Raw genomic sequence first — 12,851 nt, 5'->3', positions numbered from 1 at the left:
GTCAACTGAAGTTGACACTTCGCACCGTCGTCAACTATCGTTGACGCCATGGACGACGGCACCCTGCGCACCGCCATCGCGGCGGCCGACGGCGACGACCCCTACCGAGCGTTGCGCGAACTCCATCGCGCGCGCGTCGCCCTCAACCGCGAACTCGACCGCGCCGAAGCGCTCGCCGTGCGGCGGGCCCGCACCGCGGGGTCGAGCTGGCAGCTCATCGCCCTCGCGCTCGAGGTGTCGAAGCAGGCCGTCCACAAGAAGTACGGACGCGGCTGACCCATCAGCCGGGCCACGTAAGCTGCAAGGCGGCGACGGCGCGGCATCCGAGCGGATGCGACATCCGATCGCCGCGCGAATCAGGAAGAGGACATGAGCACCACCGAGACCCGACGTTCCCCATTCGGTCGACGGGCGACCCCCGCCGGACCGCGCGCGACGTTCCGGCAGTTGCTGCCGTTCATCTTCGAGCACCGCCCCGTGCTCATCTGGGTCGCGATCCTCTCCGTCATCGGCGCACTCGCGAGCCTCGCCCAGCCGCTCCTCGTCGCCCAGGTCATCGAGGTGGTGGGCGCCGGCGATTCGCTCGGCTTGATCGTGTGGGCGCTCATCGCCCTCGTCGTCGTCAGCGGCATCATCACCGGCTACCAGCACTACCTGCTGCAACGCACCGGCGAGGGCGTCGTGCTCTCGAGCCGCCGACGACTCATCGGCAAGCTGCTGCGACTGCCGATCGCCGAGTTCGACACCCGCCGCACGGGCGACCTCGTCTCGCGCGTCGGCAGCGACACGACGATGCTGCGCGCCGTGCTCACGCAGGGCCTCGTCGAGGCGATCGGCGGCACGGTCACGTTCATCGGCGCCCTCATCGCGATGCTCGTCATCGACCCGGTGCTGCTCGGACTCACCGTGCTCGTCATCGCCGTCGCCGTCACCACGGTGACACTCCTGTCGCGCCGCGTGCGCGAGGCCTCGCACCAGGCGCAGGAGAAGGTCGGCGACGTCGCGGCATCCGTCGAACGCGCCATCGGGGCGGTGCGCACGATCCGCGCCGCTGGGGCGACCGAGCGCGAGATCCGCGATGTCGAGGAGCACGCAGCGGGCGCGTGGCGCATGGGCGTGAAGGTCGCGAAGATCTCGGCGCTCATCGTTCCGGTCGCCGGCATCGCGATGCAGGTGTCGTTCCTCGTCGTGCTCGGCGTCGGCGGCTACCGCGTGGCATCCGGAGCGATCACGGTCGCGAGCCTCGTCGCGTTCATCCTCTTCCTGTTCATGATGATCCTCCCGCTCGGCCAGGCATTCGGTGCGATCACCTCGGTGAACCAGGCGCTCGGTGCGCTCGGGCGCATCCAGGAGATCCTCGACCTGCCCGACGAAGACGCGCACGACCGCGACCTCGCGCCGCGTGCGCTCATGGTCGGCGACGCGAACGAAGGCGTGCTGCCGGATGCCCCGGCGATCGCGTTCGACGACGTGTACTTCGCCTACGCGGCGACGCGTCAGGATCCGGCCGATCCGGCGAACGACACTCCCGACGAGCATCTGCCCGAGCCCGACGTCACCGAGCGCCAGCCCGTGCTGCGAGGGGTCTCGTTCCAGGTGCCCCGCGGCCGTCGCATCGCCCTCGTCGGCCCCTCGGGCGCCGGCAAGTCGACGATCCTCGCCCTGATCGAGCGGTTCTACGACCCTTCGGTCGGCACCGTCCGCATGGGCGGCCTCGATGTGCGCGCCATCGACCGCGCTGAGCTCCGGGCGCAGATCGGCTACGTCGAGCAAGACGCTCCGGTGTTGGCCGGGAGCCTCCGCGACAACCTGAAGCTCGGCAGCCCCGACGCGAGCGATGAGGCCTGCGAGCGCGTGCTGCGCGCGGTGAACCTCGGCGGCGTGCTCGATCGCGACCCCGCCGGACTCGACGCCGCGGTCGGCGACGACGGCATCATGCTCTCGGGCGGCGAACGCCAGCGACTGGCGATCGCGCGCGCGCTGCTCGCGGCTCCCCCGATCCTGCTGCTCGACGAGTCGACCTCGTCGCTCGACGGGGTCAACGAGCGCATGATGCGCGAGGCGGTCGATGCGGTCTCCGAAGGGCGCACGCTCATCGTGATCGCGCACCGGCTCTCGACGGTCATCGACTCCGACCGCATCATCGTGCTCGACGAAGGCCGCGTGGTCGGCGAGGGAACGCACGCCGAGCTCGTGGCCGCCGTGCCGCTGTATCGCGATCTGGCGGCGCACCAGCTGCTCGTCTGAGCCCATCTCCAGCCCGCCTCTGCGCGACCTCAGGGCGAACCCGAGTGAATCTCAGTGCTTGCTCGGATGGCGCACGGGCCCGTCGTTCGTAGCGTGAACTCCTGCATCCCATCCGGATGCCACGAGCCCCTGCTCCACGGAGGACCATCATGACCATCGCAACCGTCGCGCGCGAACGCGATCTCAGCCGGCTCGACGAGCTGCCCGTCGAGTTCATCGACGAACTGCCCGGTGCCACCGACGACACCGAGACGGCAACGACCCGCAACGGTCTCGGCGACTCCTTCGACCGCGTGCAGTCCGGCATCCAGGGCTGGCTCCGGCACTGGGAGCCCCTGCGACTTCCGGCGTTCACGGCGGTACGCGACGTCATGCCCGACGGCGACCGGGGGCGTTCCGCACTCCAGTCGGCTCCGGCGCAACCTGACGGAGCCGTACGGCTCACCGCGAGCCTCTACGACCCGCCGAACCGCGAGGGCGAGCCCCTCGCCTGGTCGCGGAACTGGGCGAGCCTCGCCGTGCTGCCACCCGCGCGGGAGTCGGGCCGCCTCTTCTATCGCTTCCGCGTCGCGAGCCGGCTCGTGCTCGACGGCCAGGCCTCGCTCAGTCTCGTCTCCACGAGCGTGAACTTCGGCGTCGTCGCGGATGCCGCCACGGCGAGCCCGTTCGAGGTCACCGGATTCGCCACGCCGATCGCACGACCGCTCATGGGCGTGCAGTGCCGACCAGACCAGGATGCCTCGGCGACGCAGACCTTCGAAGGCTCGATCGCGGTGCGACAGGGTGAGACCCCGGCCATGGCCTTCGTGATCGGCACCGACGTGCTCTTCGAGAACGGCTGGGTGCGAGTGCACGAGGGCTCGAGCACCTGGATCGGCCCGACCGAACCCGGTGCGAGCGGCACGATCGAGTTCCGCTACGTGCCCGGCGCGATGCTGCGCCTGCTCGGCCGTCTCGACGAGCCGCACGTCGCCTGATCGCGCGTGACCGGCGTGACGACCGCGAAGCCTGCCCGACGCGTCAGCTCGCCTCGGATTTCGCGAGCGCCGGTTCGTCGCCGTCGTCGGACACGGCACGCTTCTGCCACGGCCACCGGCCCGAGATCTCGAGCTCGAGCGACCAGCTGAGGAACGTTCGAATGAGCACGATGATCGCGAGCACGAGGACCGAGTCCAGTGTCGGCGTGACCGCGACCGTCTTGATGATGTCGGCGGCGACGAGCAGTTCGAGGCCGAGCAGGATCGCCCGACCGAGCACCCGGCGGAACCGTGTGTACACCGGGCTCACCCGACGGAGGCCGCGAACCGCGGCGTCGACGGCCGCATAGACGACGCCGACCACGATCGCTACGACACCGAGCACGTCGATGACCTCGCCGACCGATTCGATGATGCTGCCGAATTCCATGGCGCCTCCTCGCGCACACGGTAGCGCGAGCGAGCGCGGGGTCCGGTCAGGCGTGCCGCATGCGCGGCGAAGCGCTCCGCGAGATCGCGGAGCGCTTCGCCGCAGGTCAGTCGCTCTGGTGCGCCAGGTGGTAGCGCAGGCTCGCGAGCTCCGCTCGGAGCGCCGCGGGCACACGGTCGCCGAACCGGCCGAAGTACTCGTCGGTGAGATCGCATTCGGACAGCCACGAATCACGGTCGACACGGAAGAGCTGCTCCAGCGCGGCATCCGAGATCTCGATGCCCTCGAGGTCGAGCGAGCCGGTTGCCGGCACGAGGCCGATCGGCGTCTCGACGATGTCGCTCGTGCCCTCGATGCGACCGACGATCCACTCGAGCACGCGGGAGTTCTCGCCGAACCCCGGCCAGAGGAACGAACCGTCGGCGCCCTTGCGGAACCAGTTGACCTGGAAGATCTTCGGTGCGTTCGAGCCGAGGACGCGGCCCATCTTCACCCAGTGCCCCCAGTAGTCGGCCATGTTGTAGCCGCAGAACGGGAGCATCGCGAAGGGGTCGCGGCGGAGTTCGCCGACGGTTCCCTCGGCGGCAGCGGTCTGCTCCGACGAGATCGTGGCACCCATGAACACGCCGTGCTTCCAGCTGCGCGCCTCGGCCACGAGCGGCACGTTCGTGGCGCGGCGTCCGCCGAAGAGGATGGCGTCGATCGGCACGCCGTCGTGGGCGTCCCAGTCGTCGGAGATCTGCGGGCACTGGGCGGCGGCGACCGTGAAGCGGGAGTTCGGGTGCGCAGCGGGTCGGCCCGAGTCCGGCGTCCAGTCGTTGCCCTCCCAGTCGATGAGGTGGGCCGGCGGCGTATCGGTGAGCCCCTCCCACCAGACGTCGCCGTCGGGGCGCAGTGCCACGTTCGTGAAGATCGTGTTGCCCCAGAGGGTCTGCACTGCCGTGGGGTTCGTGGTCTCCCCGGTGCCCGGTGCGACGCCGAAGAATCCGGCCTCGGGGTTGATCGCGTAGAGGCGGCCGTCGCCGCCGGGGCGCATCCAGGCGATGTCGTCGCCGATCGTCTCGACCTTCCAGCCGGGGATCGTCGGGCGCATCATCGCGAGATTGGTCTTGCCGCACGCCGACGGGAACGCGGCGGCGACGTGGTACGACCGCCCCTCGGGCGAGGTGATCTTGATGAGCAGCATGTGCTCGGCGAGCCAGCCCTCGTCGCGCGCCATGACGCTTGCGATGCGCAGCGCGAAGCACTTCTTCGCGAGCAGCGCGTTGCCGCCGTAGCCCGAGCCGTACGACCAGATCTCCCGCGAGTCGGGGAACTGCACGATGTACTTCGTGTCGTTGCACGGCCAGTCGGCTTCGGCGCGGCGGTGGCCGACGCCGTCGATGAGCGGGTAGCCGACCGAGTGCACGGTGCGCACCCACGGTTCCCCGGCTTCGATGAGGCGGTAGACGGCATCGCCCATGCGGGTCATGATGCCCATCGAGAGCACCACGTACGGCGAGTCGGTGATCTCGACGCCGAGCTGCGAGATGGGTCCGCCGAGCGGACCCATCGAGAACGGCACGACATACATCGTGCGGCCCTTCATCGACCCGTCGAAGACGTCGGTCAACTCTTCACGCATCTCGCGGGGGTCGCGCCAGTTGTTGGTGGGGCCGGCATCCTCTTCGTAGGTCGAGCAGATGAAGGTGCGGTCCTCGACGCGGGCGACGTCTTTCGGGTCGGTGCGCGCGAGGAAGCTGTTGGGCCGCCATTCCGGGTTCAGCTTGATGAGCTTGCCCTCGGCGACGAGCTGCTTCGTCAGCAGGTCCGCCTCGTGCTTCGAGCCGTCGCACCAGACGATCTCGTCGGGCTTGGTGAGGGCGGCGATCTCGTGCACCCACGCACGCAGGGCGGTGTCGGTGGTGCCGCGAACGACGTCACCGGCAGCATCGGATGCCTCGGCGCCGGTCGAGGCCGCGCCGGTCGAGGCCGCGCCGGTCGAGGCCGCGCCAGTCGAGAACTCGGAGATGGTCATCGTCGTCCCTTCACAGTTGGTGCCGACCGGAGCCGGATTCTGTTCGTACTTCAAGAATGCGCGCAGTCGGGGCATCCGTTCGCTCGATTCGCTGCTTAAGAATGCTCGATCTTTCGCTATTCTTAAGCCATGAAGGCAGGCTCCCCCGATCTCGCGACCCTCGGTCAACGCATCCGGCATTTTCGCGGCGAGCGAGGGCTCACCCTCGATCAGCTCGGCGAGGCAGTGGGCATGGCCGGGAGTCAGCTCTCCCTCATCGAGAACGGCAAGCGCGAGCCCAAGCTCTCGTTGCTCGACTCCCTCGCGACGGCGCTCGACGTCGAGCTCGCCGACCTCCTCTCCCGCGAAGCGCCGAGTCGGCGCGCCGCCCTCGAACTCGAGCTCGGTCGGGCGCAGTCAAGCCCGCTCTACGCGAGCCTCGGACTCCCGGCGATTCGCCCGGGCCGCGGCATCACCGACGAGTCGCTCGAGGCGATCGTCGGCCTCCACCAGGAGCTGCAGCGGCGCGCGAGCGAAGCCATCGCGACCCCTGAGGAGGCGCGGCGCGCCAATACCGAGCTGCGCGCACGGATGCGCGCACGCGACAACTACCTCCCCGACATCGAGCAGCTCGCCGAAGAGCAGGTGCACGCCTCCGGCCATCGTTCGGGCGCGGTCACACACCGTGAGGTGAGCGTCATGGCCGAACGCCTCGGATTCCAGCTCTTTTACGTCGACGACCTGCCCGACTCGACGCGGTCGATCACCGACATCGCCAACGGGCGCATCTACCTCCCGCCGGCCTCGATTCCCGGCGGCCACGGATTGCGCTCGATGGCGCTGCAGGCGATGGGGCACCGGCTGCTCGGGCACGAACGCCCCGGAAGTTACGCGGAGTTCCTCTGGCAGCGGCTCGAGATCAACTATTTCGCCGCCGCCTGCCTCATGCCGCGCGAGGCATCCGTCTCGTTCCTGCAGGCTGCGAAGAAGGAGAAGCGGCTCGCGATCGAGGACTTCCGCGACGCGTTCGGCGTCACGCACGAGGCCGCGGCGCTGCGCTTCACGAATCTCGGCACCTCGCATCTCGACATGACCGTGCACTTTCTGCGGGTCGCGGGCGATGGAGCCCTGATGAAGGGGTATGAGAACGACGGGCTGCCGCTGCCGAGCGACGTGACCGGCTCGATCGAGGGCCAGTGGGTGTGCAAGAAGTGGAGCGCGCGCACCGCGTTCGAGCACACGAACCGCACGACCGAGAACTACCAGTACACCGACACGCCCGCGGGCACGTTCTGGTGCGCGACCCAGACCGGGCGAACGGATGCCGCGGAGTTCTCGATCTCGGTCGGCGTGCCGTTCGCCCAGGCGAAGTGGTTCCGCGGCCGCGAGACCGCGCATCGCGCCATGTCGACGTGCCCGGAAGAGTCGTGCTGCCGTCGTGCACCGGCGGAACTCGCCGAGCGATGGACCGGCCGGGCATGGCCGAGCGCCCGGCTGCACGCGCACGTGCTGTCGCCGCTGCCGTCTGGCACGTTTCCGGGGGTCGACGACTCCGCGGTGTACCGGTTCCTCGAGGCGCACGCCGGGGAGTAGACCGCCGCCGGCGCATGCCCGCCATTCAATGCACTATGAAGCTTCTGTTGCAATAGTGTGTGTCAAACAGTATCGTGTGATGCATGGACGAAACGACCGCGAGTCACCTGCAGGAACTCCGCCGCGGCACGGTGGTGCTGGCGTGCCTCATGCGCCTGCGAACGCCCGACTACGGCTACGCGCTGCTCGAGTCCCTGAACGAGCTCGACATCCTCGTCGATGCGAACACGCTGTATCCACTGCTGCGACGGCTCGAGAAACAGGGGCTGCTCACGAGCGAGTGGAACACCGAAGAGGCCCGGCCCCGCAAGTTCTATCGCACCAGCCCCGCCGGCGAGCTCCTCGCCGAGGCACTCACCACCGACTGGCGCCGCATCGACGACGCCCTCGCACGACTCACCACTGGAGACGAACGATGACCACCCTCACCGACCGCTACGTCTGGGCCGCCGCCCGCACGCTGCCCGAAGCGCAGCGCACCGAGTTCTCGCGAGATCTCTCGGAGCGCATCGCCGACACCGTCGACGCTCGCGTCGATTCCGGGGCATCCACACCCGAAACAGCCGAGTACGACGCCCTCGTCGAGCTCGGCGACCCCGCGGTGCTCACGGCGAGTTACAGCGACCGGCCGCTCGTGCTGATCGGCCCGCGCTACTTCCTCACCTGGAAGCGCCTGCTGATCTTCCTCGAGTCGTTCGTCCCCGCCACCGCGACAGCGGTTTCCGCTCTCGGTCTCGTCATCGCAGGCGGCGGCTGGGAGGTCATCGGCTCGGCCATCGGCGTGGGCATCTCCGTGGCCCTGCACGTGGCATTCTGGGTCACACTCGTCTTCGCCGTGATCGAACGGACCGCCGCCGCAACCGGCACGGAGGCGCACCTCGGCTGGACGCCGGATCGCCTGCCGCAGCTCCCCGACGTGCGGCGCCCGCATCGGCGCAGCGACCTCATCGCGAGCCTGTCGTTCCTCGCGCTTGCCGTCGTCTTCCTCGTGTGGCAGCACTTCGGCATCGTCTGGCTGGGCGGCGAGCGGCAGCCGATCCCGGTGCTCGATCCAGCCCTGTGGAGCTTCTGGCTCCCCTACCTCCTCGTGCTCCTCGTGCTCGAGGCCGCCTTCGCGGTCTGGATCTACCGCAGCGACTGGAATTGGACGAACGCGCTCGTCAATGTGCTGCTCAACGTCGCGTTCGCCGTGCCGGTCATCTGGCTCTTCGTCGGCGGCATGCTGCTCAGCCCGGAGTTCGTCGCGGCGGTCGACCCGTACCTCGACACCGACGCCGACCGGGCGCTCTCGGTGCTCTTCGTCGCAATTGTGGTCGGTCTCTGCGCCTGGGACGCGATCGACGGCCTCGTGAAGGCGGCACGTGGCGGCGGGCGCGGCACGCTCGACTTCCCGGGCAACCGCAGCCCGCGCCGCACGATTCGTTGACGCGAACCGAGTTCCGCGTACTGCGGGCGGATGCCGCGGCATCCGCCCGCAGTCTGCTCGCCGACCTACTTCGGCTGCATGCGAATGGCGCCGTCGAGGCGGATCGTCTCGCCGTTCAGCATCGGGTTCGCGATGATCGAGCGCACGAGCGACGCGTACTCGGTCGGGTGCCCCAAGCGCGAGGGGTGCGGCACCTGCGCCTCGAGCGAGGCCCGCACCTCGTCGGTCATGCCCGTCATCATCGGCGTCTCGAAGATTCCGGGAGCGATCGTCACGACGCGGATCAGCAGCTTCGACAGGTCGCGCGCGATCGGCAGCGTCATGCCGGCCACCGCGGCCTTCGAAGCCGAATAGGCCGCCTGCCCGATCTGCCCGTCGAACGCGGCGACCGATGCGGTGTTCACGATGACGCCGCGCTCGGCGGTGCCGGGGCCCCCGGGCAGCGCCGAGCTGACCGGCTCGGTCGCAGCGATCGCCGCAGCGGCGAGGCGCGTCACGTTGAACGTGCCGATCAGGTTCACCCTGATCGTGCGCTCGAACGCCTCGAGCGGCGCCGGGCCGTCGCGGCCGACCGTGCGGTTCGCCGTCACGATGCCGGCGCAGTTCACGCAGACGCGGAGCGGCGCGAGAGCGGATGCCGCGTCGACCGCCGCCTGCACCTGGGCCTCGTTCGCGACGTCAGCTGCGACGAAACGTGCTCGATCACCGAGCTCCGCCGCGGCTTCCTCGCCGCGAGGGCCGGGCAGGTCGACGAGCACGACGGATGCCCCGCCGTCGATGAGTGCCCGCGCCGTGGCGCGCCCGAGGCCTGAGGCCCCGCCGGTGACGATCGCCGATGCGCCGCCCAGTTCCATGTGAAGTCCTTACGTCGTTGCGTTCGCCCGCGCGTCAGATGCGTTCGTACGTCAGATGCGTTCGTACGTCAGATGCGTTCGATGATCGTGGCGTTGGCCATGCCGCCGCCCTCGCACATCGTCTGCAGCCCGTAGCGCCCGCCGGTGGCCTCGAGCTGGTTGACGAGCGTGGCGAGCAGCCGCGTGCCGCTCGAGCCGAGTGCGTGCCCGAGGGCGATGGCGCCGCCGCGCGGGTTGAGCTTCGCGGCATCCGCCCCGGTGTCTCGCAACCACGCCAGCGGCACCGACGCGAACGCCTCGTTGACCTCGTAGGCGTCGATGTCGTCGTGGCCGAGGCCGGCGCGCGCGAGCACCTTCTCGGTGGCGGGAATCACGCCCGTCAGCATGTAGAGCGGGTCGCTGCCGACGACCGAGAACGACCGGAACCGCGCTCGCGGCGTGAAGCCGAGCTGTTCGGCACGTTCGGCGCTCATGATGAGGGCCGCAGAAGCGCCGTCGGTCAGCGGCGAGGAATTGCCGGGGGTGATGCGCCAGTCGAGTTCGGGGAACCGCTCGGCGAGTTCGTCGGTGCGGAACGCCGCGTTCAGCCCGGCGAGCGATTCGCTGGAAGTGCCCGGCCGCACGGTCTCGTCGGTCAGCGAGTCGACGCCGGGAACGGGCACGACCTCGCTCGCGAACGCGCCCGACTCCTGTGCGGCAGCGGCGAGCTCGTGCGATCGCGCGGCGAAGGCGTCGAGTTCGCCCCGGTCGAAGCCCCACTTCGCGGCGATGAGCTCGGCCGAGACGCCCTGGTTCACGAGCCCGTCGGGGTACCGGGTGCGGATGCGCGAACCGTAGGGGTCGGCGCCCGCCGTGCTCGAACCGAGCCGCACGCGGCTCATCGACTCGACGCCGCAGGCGATGACGATATCGGCGTGCCCGGCGAGCACCGCCTGCGCGGCGAACGTCGCCGCCTGCTGGCTCGAACCGCACTGCCGGTCGATCGTGGTGCCGGGCACCTGCTCCGGAAAGCCCGCCGCGAGCACCGCGTTGCGCGTGATGTTGTAGCTCTGCTCGCCGATCTGGCTGACGCAGCCGCCGATCACGTCGTCGATCAGTGCAGGATCGAGGTCGTGACGGTTCACGAGGGTGTCGAGCACCCCTGCAAGGAGATCGACGGGGTGGATCTCCGACAGGAGTCCCCCGGGCTTGCCGCGCCCCACCGGGGTGCGGACGACGTCGACGATCACGGCTTCTCTGCTCATGTGCCCAGCTTACGGCCGGCGCCGGAGAGACTCCGCAACGGCAGAGCGACTCAGACCGCTGCCACGGCCTCGCGCTCGAGCGCGACCGGCTGCCGCTCGGGCAGCACGACGGGGTGCGTGCCGGCCATCGCCTCGATGACGCGCACGACCTGACAGGAGTAGCCGTACTCGTTGTCGTACCAGACGTAGACGATCGCGTCGGTGCCGTCGGCGATCGTCGCGAGCCCGTCGACGATGCCGGCACGGTTCGAGCCGACGAAGTCGGTGGAGACCACTTCGGGCGACTCGATGTAGTCGATCTGCTGGCGCAGCGGCGACGTGAGCGAGACCTGGCGGAGGTATCGGTTCAGCTGCGTCTTCGACGCGGGCCGCTCGAGCTGCAGATTCAGGATCGCGAGCGACACGTCGGGCGTCGGAACGCGGATCGCGCTGCCCGTGAGCTTGCCGGCGAACGAGGGCAGCGCCTTCGCGACGGCCTTGGCCGCACCGGTTTCGGTGATGACCATGTTGAGCGCCGCCGAGCGCCCGCGCCGGTCGCCCGAGTGGAAGTTGTCGATGAGATTCTGGTCGTTCGTGAACGAGTGCACGGTCTCGACGTGGCCGCGCACCACACCATACGCATCGTCGATCGCCTGCAGCACGGGCGTGATCGCGTTCGTCGTGCACGACGCCGCCGAGAGGATCCGGTCGTCGGCGGCGATCGAAGCGTGGTTGATGCCGTGCACGATGTTCTTGATCGCGCCCTTGCCGGGTGCCGTGAGCAGCACCCGCGCGACACCCGTCGACTGCAGGTGCTGCGAGAGCCCGGCCTCGTCGCGCCAGCGACCGGTGTTGTCGACGACGATCGCGTCGTGGATGCCGTAGGCGGTGTAGTCGATCGAAGCGGGGTCGTTCGAGTAGATCACCTGGATGAGCGTGCCGTTCGCGAGGATCGTGTTCGCCTCCTCGTCGACCTCGATCGTGCCCGCGAACGGGCCGTGCACCGAATCGCGCCGCAGCAGGCTTGCTCGCTTGACGAGGTCGTTGTCGGAGCCCTTGCGCACGACGATCGCGCGCAGGCGCAGCCCCCTGCCGTTTCCCGAATGCGCGATGAGGATGCGGGCGAGCAGGCGCCCGATGCGCCCGAAGCCGTAGAGCACGACATCGGTGCCGGATGCCTCGGGCTCGCCCTCTGCCGCGATGACGGGCATGAGTTCGTCACGCACGAAATCGGCGAGCTCGCGGGCGTCGCCCTCGCCGACGGCGTCGGCGTAGCGTGCCACGAGACGGGCGACGTCGATCGAGGCGGGGCCGGGCGCGATCTCGCGCAGCACCTCGAGCACCCGCATGGTGTCGGCGAGATCGAGTTCGACGTCGCCGGCCTGTCGGGCGAAGCGATGGGCCTTCAGCAGCGCGATCGGAGAGCGGTTGATGAGCCGCCGGCCGTGGATGGAGGTGACCACCCCGTAGTTGCGGTAGAGGCCGCCGATGAGCGGGATCATCCGCTCGGCGAGCTCTTCTCTGGCGATCCATTCCGTACGGCGTGCGTCGAACTCGTGGCTCACGATCGTCCTTCTGGGCCGAGCAGGGCAGGTCGACCAGGGTCGTCGCGGACGGGCGCCGGTGGGCAGCCACGACCGCAGTGTCATCGGGGATGCTTCGATTCTACGGATGCCCCGCTTGGGGCACCCTGTACACCGGGTCGAACTCGCGCGCGCAGACCCGCCGATCTGTACGGCTCGACGGCCTCAGTACGTCTCGATGAACGACAGCCGCATCGACGCGATGCGGTCGGGAAGGCCCTCGAAGACCGCCGCACGTTCGCGCGACGTCTTGTACGCGACATCCACTCGCTCGAATTCTTCGGCGTCGCCGGGCACGCTGACCGCCCACGCGAACTCGTTCGTCTCGGCCGAGCCGTAGGCGAACTCGACGGTGAACCCCGTCGCGGCGCGCAGTGCGGGCATCGTGTCGCTCCACCAGGCGATGAACTCCTCGTAGAGTCCGTCGACGATCACGTAACTGCGCAATTGAGTGGTCTTCACCCGTCCATTCTGCCGTGACGGCGACCGGCGTCCTCGCCCGTACAAGATCCGCGCAGATTC

12 protein-coding genes are annotated in these 12,851 nt (G+C 69.3%); 6 read left to right on the top strand and 6 right to left on the bottom strand.

Translation table 11 applies throughout. The annotated features are described in order from the left end of the window. The first annotated feature begins 48 nt into the window (after positions 1–48). The 3 genes from FHG54_RS07115 (at position 49) to FHG54_RS07105 (ending at position 3,224) form a co-directional block, all read left to right on the top strand. Entirely contained in the window at positions 49–276 is a 228-nt protein-coding gene (locus tag FHG54_RS07115; RefSeq protein WP_139416658.1) for a hypothetical protein, read from the top strand. Between the two features lie 93 nt (positions 277–369). Further along, positions 370–2,247 (top strand): ABC transporter ATP-binding protein, encoded by a 1,878-nt coding sequence (locus tag FHG54_RS07110; protein ID WP_139416657.1) that lies wholly within the window; start codon positions 370–372, stop codon positions 2,245–2,247. A 149-nt stretch (positions 2,248–2,396) separates the two neighbouring features. Next, positions 2,397–3,224, top strand: coding sequence for a hypothetical protein (locus FHG54_RS07105; protein WP_139416656.1), 828 nt, complete (start codon positions 2,397–2,399; stop codon positions 3,222–3,224). Between the two features lie 43 nt (positions 3,225–3,267). Here the strand turns inward: FHG54_RS07105 and FHG54_RS07100 are convergent, their stop codons facing one another. Then, positions 3,268–3,654, bottom strand: a complete 387-nt coding sequence (locus tag FHG54_RS07100) for a DUF1622 domain-containing protein (RefSeq protein ID WP_139416655.1) — start codon at positions 3,652–3,654, stop codon at positions 3,268–3,270. Between the two features lie 106 nt (positions 3,655–3,760). After that, positions 3,761–5,671 carry a phosphoenolpyruvate carboxykinase (GTP) gene (locus FHG54_RS07095; RefSeq protein WP_139416654.1) on the bottom strand — a complete coding sequence of 637 codons (1,911 nt, stop codon included), beginning with the start codon at positions 5,669–5,671 and terminating at the stop codon, positions 3,761–3,763. Positions 5,672–5,800: 129 nt separating this feature from the next. On the opposite strand from FHG54_RS07095, the gene FHG54_RS07090 reads away from it, so the two are divergent. The 3 genes from FHG54_RS07090 (at position 5,801) to FHG54_RS07080 (ending at position 8,669) form a co-directional block, all read left to right on the top strand. Further along, on the top strand, positions 5,801–7,243 hold the full coding sequence (locus tag FHG54_RS07090) for a helix-turn-helix domain-containing protein (RefSeq protein WP_139416653.1): 1,443 nt from the start codon (positions 5,801–5,803) through the stop codon (positions 7,241–7,243). A gap of 83 nt (positions 7,244–7,326) precedes the next feature. After that, positions 7,327–7,662: a PadR family transcriptional regulator gene (locus FHG54_RS07085; protein ID WP_139416652.1), complete on the top strand. Its 336-nt coding sequence runs from the start codon at positions 7,327–7,329 to the stop codon at positions 7,660–7,662. Then, positions 7,659–8,669 carry a hypothetical protein gene (locus FHG54_RS07080; RefSeq protein WP_139416651.1) on the top strand — a complete coding sequence of 337 codons (1,011 nt, stop codon included), beginning with the start codon at positions 7,659–7,661 and terminating at the stop codon, positions 8,667–8,669. The genes FHG54_RS07085 and FHG54_RS07080 overlap by 4 nt, the downstream gene beginning before the upstream one ends. A gap of 65 nt (positions 8,670–8,734) precedes the next feature. Here the strand turns inward: FHG54_RS07080 and FHG54_RS07075 are convergent, their stop codons facing one another. From FHG54_RS07075 to FHG54_RS07060, 4 genes are all read right to left on the bottom strand, one after another. After that, the gene (locus tag FHG54_RS07075) at positions 8,735–9,523 is read right to left on the bottom strand and encodes an SDR family NAD(P)-dependent oxidoreductase (protein WP_139416650.1); all 789 of its coding nucleotides are present in this window, start codon (positions 9,521–9,523) and stop codon (positions 8,735–8,737) included. A gap of 68 nt (positions 9,524–9,591) precedes the next feature. Beyond that, on the bottom strand, positions 9,592–10,767 hold the full coding sequence (locus FHG54_RS07070) for a thiolase family protein (protein ID WP_139416649.1): 1,176 nt from the start codon (positions 10,765–10,767) through the stop codon (positions 9,592–9,594). A gap of 50 nt (positions 10,768–10,817) precedes the next feature. Next, positions 10,818–12,248 carry a glyceraldehyde-3-phosphate dehydrogenase gene (locus tag FHG54_RS07065; protein WP_420837424.1) on the bottom strand — a complete coding sequence of 477 codons (1,431 nt, stop codon included), beginning with the start codon at positions 12,246–12,248 and terminating at the stop codon, positions 10,818–10,820. A 246-nt stretch (positions 12,249–12,494) separates the two neighbouring features. Further along, positions 12,495–12,791 (bottom strand): hypothetical protein, encoded by a 297-nt coding sequence (locus FHG54_RS07060; protein WP_139416647.1) that lies wholly within the window; start codon positions 12,789–12,791, stop codon positions 12,495–12,497. Between the last annotated feature and the right edge of the window lie 60 nt (positions 12,792–12,851).

Source organism: Agromyces laixinhei (assembly GCF_006337065.1).
Lineage (GTDB): Bacteria > Actinomycetota > Actinomycetes > Actinomycetales > Microbacteriaceae > Agromyces > Agromyces laixinhei.
This window is presented reverse-complemented; position numbering and strand designations above follow the sequence as displayed.